The organism is Salinisphaera sp. RV14 (assembly GCF_052044135.1).
GTDB lineage: Bacteria > Pseudomonadota > Gammaproteobacteria > Nevskiales > Salinisphaeraceae > Salinisphaera.
The window spans coordinates 53,585-70,921 of record NZ_JBQDYF010000002.1; the positions used below are offsets into that span (position 1 = coordinate 53,585).

The 17,337-nt window shown below is 67.1% G+C and carries 15 protein-coding genes; 4 read left to right on the forward strand and 11 right to left on the reverse strand.

Annotation, left to right across the window (positions count from 1 at the left end; genetic code table 11):
- Window positions 1-111 precede the first annotated feature (111 nt).
- Window positions 112-1,374 carry a 6-phosphofructokinase gene (locus ACS8Y6_RS03115; RefSeq protein ID WP_440850218.1) on the reverse strand — a complete coding sequence of 421 codons (1,263 nt, stop codon included), beginning with the start codon at window positions 1,372-1,374 and terminating at the stop codon, window positions 112-114.
- 264 nt (window positions 1,375-1,638) lie between these two features.
- Here ACS8Y6_RS03115 and ACS8Y6_RS03120 point away from each other — a divergent pair, with 264 nt between their 5' ends.
- Window positions 1,639-2,196, forward strand: a complete 558-nt coding sequence (locus tag ACS8Y6_RS03120) for an adenylate kinase (protein ID WP_440850219.1) — start codon at window positions 1,639-1,641, stop codon at window positions 2,194-2,196.
- Between the two features lie 236 nt (window positions 2,197-2,432).
- Here ACS8Y6_RS03120 and rnd read toward each other — a convergent pair whose 3' ends face one another.
- Window positions 2,433-3,602 carry a ribonuclease D gene (rnd, locus tag ACS8Y6_RS03125; RefSeq protein ID WP_440854958.1) on the reverse strand — a complete coding sequence of 390 codons (1,170 nt, stop codon included), beginning with the start codon at window positions 3,600-3,602 and terminating at the stop codon, window positions 2,433-2,435.
- 18 nt (window positions 3,603-3,620) lie between these two features.
- Here rnd and ACS8Y6_RS03130 point away from each other — a divergent pair, with 18 nt between their 5' ends.
- Window positions 3,621-4,151 (forward strand): hypothetical protein, encoded by a 531-nt coding sequence (locus ACS8Y6_RS03130; protein WP_440850221.1) that lies wholly within the window; start codon window positions 3,621-3,623, stop codon window positions 4,149-4,151.
- Between the two features lie 8 nt (window positions 4,152-4,159).
- Window positions 4,160-5,515, forward strand: coding sequence for a UDP-N-acetylmuramate:L-alanyl-gamma-D-glutamyl-meso-diaminopimelate ligase (gene mpl, locus ACS8Y6_RS03135; RefSeq protein WP_440854959.1), 1,356 nt, complete (start codon window positions 4,160-4,162; stop codon window positions 5,513-5,515).
- A 912-nt stretch (window positions 5,516-6,427) separates the two neighbouring features.
- Here the strand turns inward: mpl and ACS8Y6_RS03140 are convergent.
- The 3 genes from ACS8Y6_RS03140 to ACS8Y6_RS03150 are packed head-to-tail and all read right to left on the reverse strand — an operon-like array spanning window position 6,428 to window position 9,829.
- On the reverse strand, window positions 6,428-7,792 hold the full coding sequence (locus ACS8Y6_RS03140) for a sigma 54-interacting transcriptional regulator (RefSeq protein ID WP_440850223.1): 1,365 nt from the start codon (window positions 7,790-7,792) through the stop codon (window positions 6,428-6,430).
- Window positions 7,789-8,370, reverse strand: a complete 582-nt coding sequence (locus ACS8Y6_RS03145; protein ID WP_440850224.1) for a hypothetical protein — start codon at window positions 8,368-8,370, stop codon at window positions 7,789-7,791. Before ACS8Y6_RS03145 ends, ACS8Y6_RS03140 begins: the two co-directional genes overlap by 4 nt.
- The gene (locus tag ACS8Y6_RS03150) at window positions 8,336-9,829 is read right to left on the reverse strand and encodes an ATP-binding protein (protein ID WP_440850225.1); all 1,494 of its coding nucleotides are present in this window, start codon (window positions 9,827-9,829) and stop codon (window positions 8,336-8,338) included. Before ACS8Y6_RS03150 ends, ACS8Y6_RS03145 begins: the two co-directional genes overlap by 35 nt.
- A 94-nt stretch (window positions 9,830-9,923) precedes the next feature.
- On the opposite strand from ACS8Y6_RS03150, the gene pmbA reads away from it, so the two are divergent.
- On the forward strand, window positions 9,924-11,288 hold the full coding sequence (gene pmbA, locus ACS8Y6_RS03155; RefSeq protein ID WP_440850226.1) for a metalloprotease PmbA: 1,365 nt from the start codon (window positions 9,924-9,926) through the stop codon (window positions 11,286-11,288).
- 41 nt (window positions 11,289-11,329) lie between these two features.
- Here pmbA and mgtE read toward each other — a convergent pair whose 3' ends face one another.
- The 6 genes from mgtE to hprK form a co-directional block, all read right to left on the reverse strand.
- A complete protein-coding gene (gene mgtE / locus ACS8Y6_RS03160) occupies window positions 11,330-12,694 on the reverse strand; it encodes a magnesium transporter (RefSeq protein ID WP_440850227.1) in 1,365 nt (454 codons plus the stop codon).
- 299 nt (window positions 12,695-12,993) lie between these two features.
- A complete protein-coding gene (gene ptsP, locus ACS8Y6_RS03165; protein ID WP_440850228.1) occupies window positions 12,994-14,733 on the reverse strand; it encodes a phosphoenolpyruvate--protein phosphotransferase in 1,740 nt (579 codons plus the stop codon).
- A gap of 37 nt (window positions 14,734-14,770) precedes the next feature.
- The gene (locus tag ACS8Y6_RS03170; protein ID WP_440854960.1) at window positions 14,771-15,040 is read right to left on the reverse strand and encodes an HPr family phosphocarrier protein; all 270 of its coding nucleotides are present in this window, start codon (window positions 15,038-15,040) and stop codon (window positions 14,771-14,773) included.
- Window positions 15,041-15,072: 32 nt separating this feature from the next.
- The gene (locus tag ACS8Y6_RS03175) at window positions 15,073-15,480 is read right to left on the reverse strand and encodes a PTS sugar transporter subunit IIA (RefSeq protein ID WP_440850230.1); all 408 of its coding nucleotides are present in this window, start codon (window positions 15,478-15,480) and stop codon (window positions 15,073-15,075) included.
- On the reverse strand, window positions 15,480-16,337 hold the full coding sequence (gene rapZ / locus ACS8Y6_RS03180; protein WP_440850231.1) for an RNase adapter RapZ: 858 nt from the start codon (window positions 16,335-16,337) through the stop codon (window positions 15,480-15,482). Before rapZ ends, ACS8Y6_RS03175 begins: the two co-directional genes overlap by 1 nt.
- Window positions 16,328-17,326 (reverse strand): HPr(Ser) kinase/phosphatase, encoded by a 999-nt coding sequence (hprK, locus tag ACS8Y6_RS03185; protein WP_440854961.1) that lies wholly within the window; start codon window positions 17,324-17,326, stop codon window positions 16,328-16,330. Before hprK ends, rapZ begins: the two co-directional genes overlap by 10 nt.
- Between the last annotated feature and the right edge of the window lie 11 nt (window positions 17,327-17,337).

Below are 17,337 nucleotides of genomic sequence, written 5' to 3' on the forward strand. Positions count from 1 at the left end.
GCCGCAAGTCGATGCCTTGGTGCCGCCGGCTTGCCGACCAAGAATGCGGTTATCTCAATAGGCTCAAAAAGCCTAAGCCGAGTCTGTCTGAACCGCCGTCGGGCAACGGATTCAGACCTCGAATGCGGTATTCAGCTTCTTCGGCACCGCCTGGTTCCTGAGCCGGGCATAGTCCGGCAGGCCATCCACATAGGGCGGATAGTTCTCGCCGGCGATCAGCGGCTTGAGGTAGCGGCGCGCGGTCTCGGTGATATGGAAGCCATCTTCGCTGATGAAATTGCGCGGCATGAATTTCTCGACGTTGGCCACATCGGCCAGCGGCGCCTCGCCCAGCGACCAGCGATAGGGCGCGTCCGATTCGCGCTTGATGGTCACCATGACGCCGGATTTGCCCGCCACCGCGTACTCGACCGCAGCACGGCCGACGGCGTAGGCCTGCTCGACATCGGTTGCCGAAGCAATATGGCGTGCGGCCCGCATCAGGTAGTCGGCAATGGCGTAGTGGTACTTGTAGCCGAGCCCGGATTTGACCAGCTCGGCGATCCGGGGCGCGACGCCGCCCAGTTGTACATGGCCGAAGGCATCGGCCTCGCGGCCGTCGCCGCGTTTGAACTCGGCCCCGATCTCGACGCCTTCCGAGGCCACGATCGTGCAGTAGCCATACGTCTTGACGGTTTCATCGACCCGGGCCAGGAACTTCGCGCGATCGAACGCGATTTCAGGGAACAGCAGGATATGCGGCGCATCGCCCGCCTCCTCGGCGGCCAACCCGCCGGCGGCAGCGGTCCAGCCGGCGTGCCGGCCCATCACCTCGAGGATGAACACCTTGGTCGAGGTACGGCACATGCTGTGCAGGTCGTAGCCGGCCTCGCGGATCGAGACCGCGGTGTACTTGGCCACGCTGCCGAAACCGGGGGAGCAGTCGGTGTGCGGCAGGTCGTTGTCCATGGTCTTGGGGATATGGATCGCCTGGATGGGATAACCGAGGGCGTCGGCCAGCTGGCTGATCTTGGCGCAGGTATCGGCCGAGTCGCCGCCGCCGTTATAGAAGAAGTAGCCGATGTCGTGGGCCTTGAACACCTCGATCAGGCGTTCGTACTCGGCGCGGTTTTCCTCCAGGCCCTTGAGCTTGTAGCGCGCCGAGCCGAACGCGCCGGCGGGCGTGTGCCGCAGCGCCGCGATGGTGGCGTCGTCCTCGGCCGAGGTGTCGATCAGGTCCTCGGTGAGCGCGCCGACAATGCCGTCGCGGCCGGCATAGAGCGTGCCGATGGTATCGCCGTGCTCGCGGGCCGCCTCGATCACGCCGGCGGCCGATGCGTTGATCACGGCGGTCACGCCGCCGCTCTGGGCATAGAAGGCGTTCTTCTTCGTCATCCGTGTCTTTCCTTTTGAGCTGGCCGGCGCCACGGCCGACGGTCGGGCCCCGGCTTGAACTCCGGCTGTCGAAGCGCGCGAGCGGCGGGTAAGCCGCGACCGGCGCAATCGTCTGCGGGCAAGCATACGTGAGCCCGAGAGCCTGAGACAATTGACTTGCCCGGGGGCAGACAGTAACGTCGAGCGTCGGCCAGCGCATCGGACGTCGCAGTCTGCGCGGCGGCCTCCACCCTAGAAATTTAAAGGTCTTTTGGCGGGGATATCATGCTGAAAATCGTGCTGCTGGGCGCGCCTGGCTCGGGTAAGGGAACGCAGAGCGCCAAGCTCGTCGAGGGATATGGCGTGCCGCAGATCTCGACGGGTGATCTGCTGCGCACAGCGGTGGCGGAGCAGACCGAGTTGGGTTTGAAGGCCAAGGCGGCGATGGATGCCGGCGAGCTCGTGTCCGACGATATCGTGGTGGGCATGATGCGCGAGCGGCTCAACCAGCCCGACACGGAAAATGGCTTTATCCTCGACGGATTCCCGCGCAGCGAGGCCCAGGCCGAAACCCTGGACGAGCTGCTGACCGAGCTCGGCCGCCCGCTGCAGTGCGTGGTGCATCTCAAGGTCGACAACGAAGAACTCGTGAGTCGCCTGATGGCGCGTGGCCGGGCCGATGACAACGAGGAAACGATCCGCAATCGGCTGTCGGTTTACCAGGAGCAGACCCAGCCGCTCGTGGCTTATTATGAGCAGCGCGGTCTGCTCAAGCCGGTGGCCGGTGTCGGCGCGGTCGACGAGATATACGCGCGCATCAAGGCCGCCCTGGCCGACGTCTGAAGCGCGGTTTTGCGCGCATCAGCGCCGGTATCGCCGATCTCCGGTACCGGGCGCGCCCGGCGTCATTTACCCGGCCCGGAAATAGATGATTTCGGGTTGATGGCGCGAGTATGCGACCGCATGATCGCCGCGGCCATTGGCCGCGAAGCCTTTGAAAATAAAAGACGAGCAGGTGCCGTCGTTTGTTTTTGAAGGCGTTGAAAACAGCTGATGAAGTCAGCTGTTTTGATGCCGGATTAACAGCCCCGGGCCGCGTCGGTGCGGGCGCTTTCCACCGCCTCGACCACGGCGCGTCCGGCAACTTCCGCGCGCCACCCCCGGAGCAGGCGGCCATCCCGCCGACCGGCCACGATCGCCGCCACGTCGGCCCGGCTGGCCACCGCGGCCGGTGGTATGTCGGCCGCTTCCGCGGCCCGGGCCAGGGCGCGCATGCCGGTCTTGATCCGGCGTCGCGTGGCTTCGTCCGGCGGTCCGGCGTTCGGGTCCAGCACCTCGGCCGGGCGCGTCAGCCCGCGCGCCACGCAGTTCAGTAGCGCATCGCCGTGTCGCTCCAGCGTGCGCACGGGCAGATCCGGCGTGTCCGCCAGGTCGATATCGCGGGTGGGCTGGCTTTCGGCGATGGCGATCAAGGGGGCATCGGCCAGAATCCAGCGCCGCGGCCGATCGGCGGCCATGGCCTCGCGCTCGCGCCAGTCGGCGAGCTCGGCCAGAACCTGTTGCGCGACCGGGGCGAGCCGGTTCCAGGCCTTGATCCGTCGCCAGGCGGCGCGGGTATCGACGTCGAAACGATCCGGCTCGACCATGCGCTCGAAGTCGCCGGCCAGCCAGTCGAGCCGATCGGCGGCGGCGAGCGTTTCACGCAGCATCGGGTAGGCGACAGCCAGATAGCGGACATCGTCGGCGGCGTAGTCGAGCGCGCCGTCCGGCAGCGGACGGTGGCTCCAGTCGGTGCGGGTGTGGCCCTTCGGCAGTTTCTTGTCGAGCAACGCCTCGACCAGGCGGGCATAGCCCATCTGGTCGTCGAAGCCGAGCAGCGGCGCGGCCACCTGGGTGTCGAAGATCGGCGCCGGCATCGTGCCGAAGCTCTGGTAGAGCACCTCGAGGTCCTGTTCGGCGGAGTGAAACACCTTGCGCACACGCGCATCGGTCAGCAGTCCGGCCAGTGGGGTCAGGTCGGAGAGCGCGAGGACGTCGATCAGGCCGATGTGATCGGTGTCGGCGATCTGCACCAGACACAGCTTCGGATAGTAGGTGCGCTCGCGCAGAAACTCCGTGTCGACGGCGATCCAGTCGCGATCCGCCAGTCCGGCCACGAACGCGGCCAGGGCGGCGTCGTCCTCGATCGTGACGACGCGCTGCGGCGCCTTCGGTATCATGCGCTTGGCTTCATCGAGCTTGTCGTTCATAGGGATTTCGCGTTGACCATGGATTTTGTCCGCCGACTCGTCGACCTCATGCTGTTTCGCCGCGGGCCGCAGGACATGCCCGGCGATCAGACAACATTGGTGGTCAGCATAGCGGCTTATTGTATCGTTCTGTTCGTTCAGGTCGCGCTGGTCGGCCCGTTGGCGGCGGCGCTGGTCCAGGCGGGCCTGGCAACGCTCATGCTCGGGCTGTACGTGGCGGTGATCCTGCGTCTGCGCCATTTGTCGAATCGCTTCAACCAGACCGCGACCGCCTTGTTTTCCTCGGGGACGGTGCTCACGCTGATCATGCTCGCCCCCACGCGCGCCCTGCGGCCCTATCTGGATGCATTGCGCAGCGCGACCGATCCGTCGCAGGTGCCGATGCCGTCGCCGCTGTTCGCGCTGGCTTATCTGGTGGTCGGGATCTGGGGCCTGGCGATCTATACCCATATCTATCGGCATGCGCTCAACGTGCCGATCTTTTTCGGCGTGACCGTAACGCTCGGCTTCGAGTTGTTGTTGATGCTGGTCTTTTCGGCCCTCGGCTAGCGCTCGCGATGCACATCCATATTCTGGGAATCGGCGGCACGTTCATGGCCGGTGTGGCGCTGCTGGCGCGGGCAGCCGGGCATACGGTCACGGGCTCCGATCAGGGTCTTTATCCGCCCATGAGCACTCAGCTGGCCGAGGCCGGCATCGCGGTCATGGACGGCTATGCGCCGAGCCATCTGCAGCCGCCGCCGGATCAGGTCGTGGTCGGCAACGCCATGGCCCGCGGCAACCCCGCGGTCGAGTACATGCTCGACGCGGGGCTCGCTTATACCTCGGGCCCGCAGTGGCTGGCGGACAACGTGCTCGCCGATCGCTGGGTGCTCGCGGTGGCCGGTACGCATGGCAAAACCACCACCGCGAGCATGCTCGCGCACATACTGGTCGACCAGGGGGCCGCACCCGGCTGGCTGATCGGCGGCATCGCCGCGGATCTGGGGGCCTCGGCAGCGATCGGTGATTCCAGGTTGTTCGTGGTCGAGGCCGACGAGTACGACACGGCCTTTTTCGACAAGCGCTCGAAGTTCGTTCACTACCGGCCGCGCACGCTGATTCTCAACAATCTCGAGTTCGATCACGCCGATATTTTCGATGACCTGGCCGCGATCCAGCGCCAGTTCCATCATCTGCTTCGCACCGTGCCGGGCTCGGGGCGTATCGTGCACAACGCGACCGACGCGGCGCTCGATACCGTCATCGCACAGGGCTGCTGGACGCCGCGGGTGCCGTTCAACGGCACGGCGGGGTGGCATGTCGAGCCCCTGCACCCGGATCATGGTCGGCTGTGCATTCATTGGGGACCCGAAGTCGTCGGCGAACTGGCCTGGGCGCTCAAGGGCGCCCACAACGCCGCGAATGCCTGTGCCGCGATCGCCGCAGCCGAGCATGCCGGCGTCGAGCCACGCGCTGCCATCCGCGCGCTGGCCGGATTTCGCGGCGTCAAGCGGCGGCTGGAACTCCGCGGCACGCCGGGCGGGGTGGCGGTCTATGACGATTTCGCTCATCACCCGACCGCCATCCGCACCACGCTGGATGGTCTGAGCGCGGGGCGGTCGCAAGGCCGTGTGCTGGTGGCCTTCGAGCCGCGCTCGAATACCATGCGGGCCGGCGTGCACGAGCACACCCTGGCGGCCAGCTTCGAAAGCGCAGACCGTGTTTACGGCTACGATGCCGGCATCGACTGGGACCTGGCCGGCGCCATGCGCGCCCTCGGCGACCGTTTCCGTGCCATCGATGATATCGACGCGCTGGCGGCGGCGATCACGGCCGAGGCGCGCCCGGGTGATGTGGTCGTGGTGATGAGCAATGGCGGCTTCGGCGGTATCCACGACAAACTGCTCACCGCGCTCGAACCCCGCGCCTGACGGGCGCACCCGGCCGCGGCACAAGCACCAGTTGAAACAGGCGCCACGGGTATCCTGCGACCGGTTCGCAAGGCGGCCCGGGCCGTCGGCGCCGGCGCGTTGAGACACCGGCCCCGGGGCGGGCATAAAAAAGGCCGCGATTCGCGGCCTTGAGAGGGCGGGTGACCCGCCCGTGCTTTTCTTCTTTGATAATCCGCCGAGTCGGGCCGGGCTACGCCGAGGCACGAGGGGGGGGACCGGGAGAAACTCCGGCCCAACCGGCGAAACGGGTGCGTGGCTGCGCTGCAGGACATCGGAATAATTCGCACTGGCCGGGCCGTTAACGCCGAGGCACGAGGGGGGGACCGGGGAAACCGGCCCGACCAGGCGAAACCATGTCGCGCAAGCACGCGAACTCTGTTGAACAAACCACCAGGCGCCGGCTCGACTGGGCGGTGGCCGACGATCCGTGGGTTGTTCCGACTGTTCAAACTCCTTTGTTGCGATCCGATGGCCGCTTGCGGCAGTCATCCGCCCGAATAGCCGAATCCTCGACATGACGGCGACGCTCATCGCCAGTCCGTGCCACCCCGGGCGCTGGAAGCGTGGGGCGGCGGTCTCGAAGCCTTTCGGCCGATTGGCTATCGCTGCTGCAAGTGCGGTCTGTCGTCCGAATTTGATCAGGGTTTAGCAACCGCCGTGCCAAAAAATAAAAATATATTAATATCAATAAATTATAAATTAAATCGGGCCCTTGAGGCGCGTCCGGCCAGCGGATCGGACCCGGTGGCGCGGAAAACCGTCGCTGATCAACGACGGATCACTCAGGAATTAATTAAGTTATTGAATATTAATATAAAAATATGTCGCCATAGAGCGACATCAAGCACGGGAACGGCGCCAATGGTTGTCGTCTACAGGCAACAGCCGGATTCAGGACTTGAACTGCCCCGGATCGACATCGTGACGCGCCAGCAGCTTGTAGAATTCGGTGCGGTTGCGCTGGGCGAGCCGGGCGCTTCGGGCGACGTTGCCTTCGGTGATGCGCAATAGCTGGACGAGGTAGTCGTGCACGAACTCGTCCCGCGCCTGTGCCAGGGGCCGGATGCTCGAGGCCGACGCGTCCGGGCCGCCGTGCTGGGCCAGCGCCTTGTCCACGGCGGCACGGCCGATCACCGGGCCGCGCGTGAGCGCGACATTGTGTTCGACGACGTTGGACAGTTGCCGAATATTGCCCGGCCAGCTGTACGCCGTGAGCCGTTCCATGGCTTCCGGGGCATAGACCTTGGCCCGTCGCCCCGACCGGCGCGCGAGGCGATCCAGGAAATGCCGCACCAGCGGCGCGATGTCTTCGGGTCGCTCGGCGAGTGAGGGCAGGGCCAGGCTGACCACCGCCAGACGATAGTAGAGATCCTCGCGGAACGTGCCCTCGTTGATGGCCGTATCCAGATTGCGGTGGGTGGCCGAGATCACACGCACGTCCACCGGGATGCTGTGCCGGCCGCCGACCGGCCGGATCTCGCGTTCCTGGAGGACGCGCAGGAGCTTGACCTGAAGAGCGATCGGCATATCGCCGATTTCGTCCAGAAAGAGGGTGCCGCCCTCGGCCGAGCGGAACAGCCCCGGCTGGGCGCTCTTGGCATCGGTGAATGCGCCTTTTTCGTGGCCGAACAGTTCCGACTCCAGCAACTGCTCGGGCATGGCGCCGCAGTTCAGCGCCACGAACGCGCGCTGGGCACGCGGGCTGGCTTCATGCATGACACGCGCCATGACTTCCTTGCCGGTGCCGGATTCGCCGGTGATCAGCACGCTGGAGTCGGTCTCGGCCACCATTCGGCCCTCGGCCAGCCGTTCCCGCATGAGCGGCGAGCGGGTCACGATGCGCGCCTGCCAGATCGATTCCCAATCGCGGCTGGGCAAGCCGCCCTGGGCCAGGGCCTGGTCGACGCGGGCCAGCAGCGTTTCCTTGTCCACCGGTTTGGACAGGAAATCGAGCGCGCCGGCCTGGGTCGCCGACACGGCTTCGGGGATCGTGCCGTGGGCCGTGATGACGATGACCGGAATATTGGGGTGATTGGCCGACAGCCGTTGCAGCAGGTCGAGCCCGTCCATGCCGTCCATGCGCAGATCGGTGATCACGCACTCGGCGGCGAAGTCGCCCAGGATGTCGAGTGCGCGGTCGGCGCTTTCGACGCTGGCCACGGTGTGTCCGACGCCTTCGAGGCGAATCGTCATCAGGCGGCGCAGGCTCGGGTCGTCGTCGACCAGCAGCAGCCGGCCCTTTCGGTGTTCGGTCACGGGTGTTTCTCGACGGTATCCAGGCGGTCTTCGATGTTCGACAGCGCCTTGAGTTTGTTCTGGGCTTTCGCCAGGCGCGCCTTGAGATCCGCGATCTTCTGCGCCGCGTCACTGGGCTCATCGCCGTTGGCCTGGGTCAGCTCACCGTAGAGGCGGGCATAGTCGCTCAGGTACTGGCGCGCATCCGGATCCCAGGGCGCCGGCTTGGTGTTGAGCGCCAGCCTGGCGTAGCGCGCGGCCTCGTCTGGCGTATACAACCGCTGGTGCGGTGATCCGAGCGCCAGCGCCAGATAGGCATAGCTGATCGCGCTCGGGCTGGTCCGAACCTGGCGCCGGGCTGCGCGTACGGCGGCTTCGCGCCCGGCCGGCGTTGTGTCCGCCAGCCGGCGGGCATAGCCGAGCAGGGTCAACGCGGGGGCGGACATTTCAGGCGGTGTCTGCGCGGTTGCCAGCGGGTTGCCCTTGTCGTGCGCGCAGCCCGATACGGCCAGGGCCGCAGCCAGAGCGAGCGCGACCGCCAGCCCCCGTGGTGGCGGGCGCTGCTCAGGCGCGCCCGTTCCAGGGCGGGATATGCACATGGAAAACGCTGTCGCGAGGCCCGCGCTCCACGACCTGCGCGCAGCCGCCATGGGCTTCGGCGCAGTCGCGCACCACCGACAGGCCGATGCCGGTCCCCTTGACCGCGGACTTGCCGCCGGGCGTGCTGCTGCCGCGGACGAAGGCTTCGAAGATACGTTCTCGTTCGGCTGTCGCCACGCCGGGCCCGTCATCCGATACATATAAATCCGTCCCCTCTGTCGGGCCGTGTTCGACCTCGATACGGATAGTGCCGCCCATCGGCGAAAATTTGACTGCATTCGCCAGCAGATTATCCACGATCAGGTGCAATCGATCCCGGTCGGCGCTGAGTACGATCGGTGACCGCGGTCGCTCGACGCGCAGATCGCGTGCCTCGATGGCCAGCTTCTGGCGTTCGACCATGCGTTCGATCAGCGCCGTCAGATCGAATTCGGTGTACTCCAGGCGCGCTCGCTGTTGTTGCCAGGTTGCCGAGTTGAGCAGATTGTCGATCAGAGCCGCCAGATCCTGGCTGTTGCTCTGCAGAATCGTCGCCACCTCGCGCTGCGCCTCGCTCAAAACGCCGACCGAGCCGTCGGCGAGCAGTTCCGTGCCTTCGCGGATGCTGGCCAGCGGTGTCTTGAGTTCGTGCGACATGTGCCGGATGAACTGTTGTTTCTCCTCGTCGAGCGTGGCCAGGCGCTGGCGCATCCAGTCCAGGCGTTCACCCAGGCGATCGAGCTCGGCAGCCGGCGCGACGATCGACACCGGGCGCGAGAAATCGCCCGTGCCCAGATGACCGACGGCATCCAGAATCTGGCGCAGCGGCCGCGCGATGACAAAGGTCAAAAATAACCCGAGCGCCATGGCCGCGGGAATCAGGGCAAACACGCAGACGAGCAGGAACAGGCGCGCATGGCGCGCCGTGCGCTGCAGATGATCGAGCTCCTGGTCGACGAACCGGGCGCCCTGGTCGGCGATGGCATTGGTCGAATCGCGGATCGTGTTCAGCGTGCTGATGACCTGGTCGGTCTGCTTGTCGCCGGTGCCGAGTCGCCGGGCCAGGCCGGCCACCTGCTCGCGCAGCGCTGACAGGTTCCAGCTCGGCACCGTATCCAGATGCAGGCGGGCCAGGGACTTGAGTTCGCCCTCGAATGCCCGGGCCTGCGAGCGGAAGCGAGCGACCAGGTCGGCCTGGCCGAGTACGCGATACTGGCGGGCGCTGCGTTCCATGCTGATCAGCAGGCTGTTGAGGCGTTTGCTGTCGCGCGTGACGGCGACCCCCTGCATCACCAGCCGCTCGCTCTGGGCATTGAGCTGATTGACATAGACCACGCTGGCCACGATCGCGACCATCAGCGGCGTGGCCACGACGGCGAAGCTGGCCAGCACCAGGCCGTTGATCGAGCGCGGACGCAGCAGCACGCCGAGCAGCCGGCGGCGGGCCGAGGTCTCGTTGTGGGAATCGCCTCTGGGCATGCCGTCAGCATAACCGCTCGCCGCACCGCGCGCTTATTGCGCGGGGGGCCGTGCGCCCGCTATTTTGGCGGTTTGCCTGCCCGGATCCTGCTGCATGACCGATACCCTTGCCGTACCTGCCGACTCCCGTGAACTGCCCGGCGCGGACGCGCTCCGCGAATCGCTGACTTCCATGCTCGACCGCGCGGCCGCGGCCGGCGCGGATGCCGCCGAGGCGAGTCTGTCGGCTTCGCGCAGCCTGTCGGTGTCGGTGCGCGATCGGCATCGCGAATCGCTGGAATATGAAGGCGATCGTACGGCGGCGGTGACGGTCTATCGCGGCCGCGCCAGCGGCAGCGCCTCGACCACCGACCTGACGCCGGCAGGCCTGGCCGCCGCCCTCGATCAGGCGCTGACCATCGCGCGTTTCACCGAGCCGGATGCGTATGCGGGCCTGGCCGATGCCGCTCTGATGGCGCGCGACTGGCCGGATCTGGGCCTGTACAACCCCTGGGCGCTGACCCCGGCGGCCGCCCAGGACCAGGCGCTGGCCGTGGAGGCGGCCGCGCTCGCCACCGACCGGCGCATCGTCCAGACCGAAGGCGCGACCGTGGCCACCCAGGATGCGATCAGCGCCTATGGCAACAGTCATGGCTTCATCGGCATCGAACGCGCCAGCCGGCATGCGGCGTCCTGTACGGCGATCGCCCGCGATGCGGCCGGCCGCATGCAGCGCGAGATCGCGTTCTCGCAGGCGCGCCGGGCCGAGCAGCTGTTCGCCCCGGCCGAGATCGGCCGGCTGGCTGCCGATCGCGCGCTGGCCCGCCTCGGTTCGCGCGCGGTGCCGACCCTGACGGCGCCGGTGCTGTTCACGCCGCGCGTCGCGCGCAGTCTGTGGGGCCATCTGTTCGGCGCGATCAGCGGCGGTACGCTGTATCGCAATGCCAGTTTCCTCAAGGACAGGCTCGACCAGCGTATCGCCGTGCCCGGATTGACGTTGCGCCAGGTCCCGCACCGCCGGCATGGACTCGCCAGCACCGGCTTCGACGATGACGGTGTGGCCACTGTCGAACGCGATCTGGTGGCCGAAGGTGTACTGCGCTCGTATCTGTTGTCGGCTTACTCGGCGCGCCGGCTGGGGCTGGCGAGCACGGGCAACGCCGGCGGCATATTCAACATCGATGTCGCGCCGGGCGACGCCGATTTCGATGCGTTGGTGGCGGGCATGGGCCGGGGCCTGGTCGTCACCGAGTTGATGGGACAGGGCGTGAACCTGGTCAACGGCGATTATTCCCGCGGTGCCGCCGGCTGGTGGGTGGAAAACGGGGCGTTGGCCTATCCGGTGGAGAACGCCACCGTCGCCGGCAATCTGGCCGATATGTACAACGGCATCGCCGCGCTCGGCAATGATGTCGAATACCAGAGCGCGGTACGCACGCCCTCCGTGGTGATCGACCGGATGACGATTGCCGGGCAGTAGATGGCGTCAATGCCGGCGGCCCGCCGGCACCGGGGCGGCGGTCAGTGCAGCAGGAACAGCGTGCCGAGACCGAGGAACGAGGCGAAGCCGATCACGTCGGTGAACGTGGTCAGCACCACCGAGCCGGCCAGGGCGGGGTCGATGCCCAGCTTCTTCAGGGCCAGCGGGATCGCCACGCCGGTGACGGCGGCGTTGAGATGATTGATGACCAGCGCTACTGCCATGATGATCGCCAGGCCCAGGTTATCGAACCACACCAGGGCGACCCCGCCGACCACGATGCCCCAGAGCAGGCCGTTGATCAGCGCTACGGCCAACTCCTTGAGCAGCAGGGCCCGCGCGTTGGAAAAACCGATCTGGCCCAGCGACAGCCCGCGAATCATCAGGGTCAGTGTCTGCGAGCCGCCGATGCCGCCCATGCTGGCCACGATCGGCATGAGGACGGCCAGGGCGACGATCTGGGACAGGGCGTCCGAGAACAGGCCCACCACCTCAGAGGCCAGAAACGCGGTCGCCAGGTTGGTGCCGAGCCACACCGCACGCCGGCGCGCGCTGCGCATGATCGGCGCGAACACGTCTTCTTCCTCGTCCAGGCCGGCCAGGCTCATGATGCTGTGCTCGGCTTCGTCGCGGATCACGTCGACCACGTCGTCGATGGTGATGCGCCCGAGCAGGCCGCCCTCGGCGTCGACCACCGGCGCCGAGATCAGGTCGAGATCCTGGAACCGTTTGGCGACCTGGGCGGCCGCCATGTCGACGGGCAGCGCGTCGATGTCGGTGTTCATCACCTCGGAGACATCGCGCTCGGGGTCGAGCGTGACCAGCTTGGCCAGCGACAGCATGCCGAGATAGCGACCATAGCGCGAGACCACGAACAACGACTCGGTATCGTCCGGCAGCCAGCTGCGCTGCTTGAGATAGCGCGAGACCACATCGAGCGAGACATCCGGGCGCACCGTGACCGTGTCGTTGTTCATCAGGCCGCCGGCGGAATTCGGCGCATAGGCCATGACCACCTTGAGCCGCTCGCGATTCTGCGCGTCCATCGAGCGCAGCATTTCGCGCGTGACCTGTTCGGGCAGATCCTCGATCAGGTCGGCCAGATCGTCGATCGGCAGGCCTTCGGTAGCGGCCAGCAGGGTGGCGCTGTCGAGGCTGTCGATCAGCTCGGCGCGGACCTCGTCGTTGACGTGCAGCAGCGTCTCGCCGTGGTCCTCGTCGGGTACCAGTGCCCACACCACCTCGCGCTTGGCGCGTGGCACGGCTTCCAGCAGCAGCGCGATTTCGGCCGGAGACAACGAGGCCAGCATCGGTTTGAGCCGGCGCATTCGCCCCGACTCAAGGGCGGCGTTGAGCGACGCCAGGCGTTGTTCGAGGATATCGGTCCGGACGGCGGGCTCGCTCATGTAACGGGCCTTGGCAGAGGGGCGGGAATGACGGCGGCGTGCCGTGTTTCGAGGCTGGCCTGCGCGGCGCGCGATCGCAACCCGGCCCGCTTACGGGCCGGTTCGCCCATGCTGCGCCACGCCGGCCCCCGGGCGGCCGGTCGACCGCGCGCGCGGCGTTTCGGATGGCCGCGCGGTAGGCTACGATACAGCAACAGCGGGCTGAACACCGTCGGGCACATCAGGGTTTCGCGCCGTGGATCGCGTTGCCTGTGCGGGCGTGACCGGACCGGCGGCCGGGGCGCCCTGTGACCGCGCGCTCAGGCGCTGTGTTCACGGGTCAGGCCGTCCAGGGCCTCGCGATAGGTGTTGGCGTCGGTCAGCGACAGGATTTCAGCCGTGCGCCGGCGCAGGCGCGCCACGTCGGCGCCCATCACCGCGCGCTTGACCTCCAGCACGCTGGCCGGATGCATGGAGAACTCGGTCAGGCCGAGTCCGAGCAGCAACGGCGTATAGCGCTTGTCGGAGGCCATCTCGCCGCACATGGACACGCTGATGCCGGCCGCGCGCCCGGCATCGATGGTCATGCGGATGAGATGGAGCACGGCCGGATGCAGCGGATCGTAGAGATAGTTGATCTCGTCGTCGATGCGATCGATGGCCAGTGTGTACTGGATCAGGTCGTTGGTGCCGAGCGAGAAGAAATCGCAATAGCGCGCCAGCGTCGGGGCGGCCAGGGCGGCGGCGGGCACCTCGATCATGGCGCCCACCGGCAGCTCGCGGTCGTAGGCGATGCCTTCCGCGGCGAGTTCGGCGGCGGCCTCGTCGATCAGATGGCGCGCCTGGCGCATCTCGCCGACGGTGGAGATCATCGGCAGCATGATGCGCATCTCGCCCTCGGCCGAGGCCCGCAGCAGGGCCCGCAGCTGGGTGCGGAACAGGGCGGTCTCCTTCAGGCACAGGCGGATCGCGCGCAGTCCCAGCGCCGGATTGGGCGAGACCTTGTCCGGTCGTCCGAGGCTCTTGTCGGCGCCGGCATCCAGCGTGCGGATGGTGACCGGGCCGTCAATGGAGGCCACGACCTGACGATAGACCTCGAACTGTTCGTCCTCGCTGGGCGAGTCCTCGCGGTTCATGAATAGAAACTCGGTGCGATACAGGCCGACGCCCTCGGCGCCGACCTTGCAGGCCTCGATCGCGTCGCCCGGCAGTTCCACGTTGGCGAGCATGGTGGCGCGCACGCCGTCGGCGGAGACCGCGGCCTCGTCGCGCAGCACGGTCAGCATGCGTTGATAGCGGGCGTCGCGCTGCTGGCGATGGCGATAGAAATCGAGCGCCGCTTCGTCCGGCCCGGCGAGCAGGTGGCCGGCTTCGCCATCGACGACCACGGTTTCGTCGTCACCGAGAATACGGCGCGCACCAACCGCGCCCATCAACGCCGGGATGCGCAGGCTGCGGGCAAGGATCGCGCTGTGCGACAGTGGCCCGCCGTGTTCGGTGACGAACGCCGCCACGCCCTGCTGGTGCAACAGGATGATGTCGGCCGGGGTGAGTTCATCGGCCACGATCACCGGCGGTTCGCCGGTGTCGTCGGCGCTGCCGCCGCCGATCGGGTGTTCCTGTTTCAGCAGCACCCGCTGCAGGCGCGCGGTGACGTGCGCGATATCGTCGCGGCGTGTGCGCAGATAGCTGTCGTCCATCTGCTCGAACACGTCGATCAGTTCCTCGGCCTGGAGCTTGAGCGCCCATTCGGCGTTCACGCGGTCGTCGCGAATGCGGGTGGTGACGGTATCGATCAGCGCGGCATCGTCCATCATCAGCAGATGGGTTTCGATGAACGCGCCGATCTCCGAGGGGGCATTGGCCGGGATCTGCTCGCGCACGGCGGCCAGCTGCTCGCGCGCTTCACGGGCGGCGGCGTGAAAGCGCGCGCTCTCGTCGTCGACCGCTTCGGCGGCGATGTGATATTCGGGGATGTCCAGATCGGTGCCGTGCATGCGATGCACGGGCCCGATCGCGACACCGCGCGAGGCGCCGATGGCCGACAGCCACAGGCTCATCGGCGGCGGGCTCCGGCCGGGTTGGTGGCAGGCGCGGTCACTGGCTCTCGCCGAAGCGATCGGCAACCAGTGCGTCGAGTGCGTCGAGCGCCTCCGAAGCGTCGTCGCCCTCGGCCTGGACGTGGATCGTGCTGCCGCGGGCCGCGGCCAGCATCATTACGCCCATGATGGACTTGCCCGAGACTTCGCGGCCGTCCTTGGTCACCGTAATGCGGGCATCGAACTGCGAGGCGACCGTGACGAATCGGCTGGCCGCGCGTGCGTGCAGGCCCAGCTTGTTGACGATCGGCAGGTCGCGAGTTGGCATGGCACGGCTCTTGTTGTGGTGGTCGATACAGGCTACGGCGCGCGTGTGGCGCCGCGTCGGCCGGCGGTCGCGGCCGAGTCGGCCAGTTCGGCCAGCTCCATTTCCGGATAATTGTAGACGCGAACCAGCATGGGCAGGTTCAGGCCGGTCACCGTCGCGATACGGTCGCGGTTCTCGGTGGCGGCGTGTGCCAGCTGGTAGGGCGTCGCCCCCAGTGCGTCGATGAGTAGCAGCACGCCGGCGCCGCTGTCCAGTGTCGCGACGGCACGGGCGATGCGCGCGCGGGCGGCGTCGGTGTTTTCGTCCGCCGCGATGCCGATGGCGTGCGTGGCCAGAGACGGCGTGCCGACGATGTGCGTGGCCGCCGCCTGGAGCGCCGCGGGCAGTGCCCCGTGGCCGATCAGCAATACCCCGACGCGCGTTGTCGTTGCCGCGCTCATCAGTGCAGTTCGTTGTGGCGAACCAGCACGTTGGCGTACTCACGCCGCAAGTGTTCGCCGATCTGCTCGGCCAGATAGACCGAGCGGTGCTTGCCGCCGGTACAGCCGATCGCCACGGTGATGTAGGTGCGATCCTCGCGCGCGAAGTCGGGCAGCCAGCGGGCGAAAAACCGCAGGATGTCGTCGCGCATTTCGTGTGTGGCCGGCTGGGCGGCCAGATGTGCGGCGACCGCCGCGTCCTGGCCGGTGAGCGCGCGCAGTTCGGGCACCCAGTGCGGGTTGGGCAGGCAGCGCACGTCGAACACGAAGTCCACCGCCGGCGGCAGCCCGTATTTGAAGCCGAACGACTGCACCAGGATCGATAATTCGCCCGAGGCGGCGCTTTCCACCCGATTGCGGATGATGTCGCGCAACTGATGGATGTTGAGCCGGCTGGTATCGATCGAGATATCGGCCTTGGCCGCGATCGGTTGGGTCAGTTCCACATCCAGCGCGACGGCGTCGATCAGGGAACGCTGCTCGCTGGACAACGGATGCCGGCGGCGCGTCTCGGAATAGCGCCGCAGGATAGTGTCTTCGTCGGCATAGAGATAGATGATCTCGATATCGAGATCGGCGCTGCGCAGATCATCCACGCGCTCGCCGAACTCGGCGATTTCATTCTTGCGCGCGCGTGCATCGACCCCCACCGCCAGTCGATCGAAGTCCAGCCCCTGACGGCGCAGGGTGGCGGCCGAGACCTCGTGCAACAGCCCCAGCGGCAGGTTATCGATGCAGTAGTAGCCCAGATCCTCGAGCATGTTCAGCGCCACCGATTTACCGGCGCCGGCCAGTCCGCTGACCACGATCAGTCGCATGAACTCACTCCTGTGGGGTCCGCCCCGATCACCTGTGCCTGGCGCGCGGCGAATTGTTCGTCGCTGTACTGGCCCTGCATGCGCAGCAGGTGATCGCGCGCGGCGGCTTCGACCAATACCGATAGATTATGCCCGACGGCCACCGGCAGTGTGATCTCCGGAATCGATGTGTCCAGGATCTCGCGGGTCGCGCGGGCGCCAGTGAGGCGGTCGGGCGGGGCCGTATCGCCGGTGTCGCCGCGCACCAGGCGGATGATCAGACCGAGCTGCTTGCGCCGCTTGATCGCCGCCTCGCCGAACATCGCGCGGATGTTGAGGATGCCGAGCCCGCGCACTTCGAGAAAATCCTGCAGCAGCGGCGGGCAGCCGCCGTTGAGATCGTCCGGTCCGAGCAGGACGAATTCGGGCGCGTCGTCGGCGACCAGGCGATGGCCGCGGTTGATCAGCTCGAGCGCGAGTTCCGATTTGCCGACGCCGGGATCGCCGACCACCAGCAGGCCGATCGACAGCACCTCGAGAAAGACGCCGTGCAGGGTGATCTGGCGGGCCAGCGTCTCGCCGAGGAAATGCCGCAGCCGATACGCCACCCGGTGGCCGCTGGCCCGGGTGGTGAACACCGCGATGTCGGCTGCGCGCAGCGCCGTGCGCAGATAATCCGGCAGGTGCTGGCCGTCGGCGACCACCACCAGGCGCGTCGCGCCCTGGGTCAGTTGGGCGCGCAGATGCGCGGCGAGCGCGTCGGACAGTCGACCCAGATAGGCGATCTCCGGCTGCCCGACGATCTGCACCTGCGGCGGATGGATGAAGTTGAGATAGCCGACCGTGGGTACGCGCCAGCCGTCGTGCCGGGTGGCACCGAGGGTGCCGGCCGCGCCGATGTGCGGCTCCGCCCAGTGCAGTTCGAGCGAATCGGCGAGGCGTTCGTAGAGTGTTTCGATGGCGACCCGGCGGTCGGCGTCCTCGCCGGCCTCGACGCGAAGATTGTCCATAGGCGGGCGGT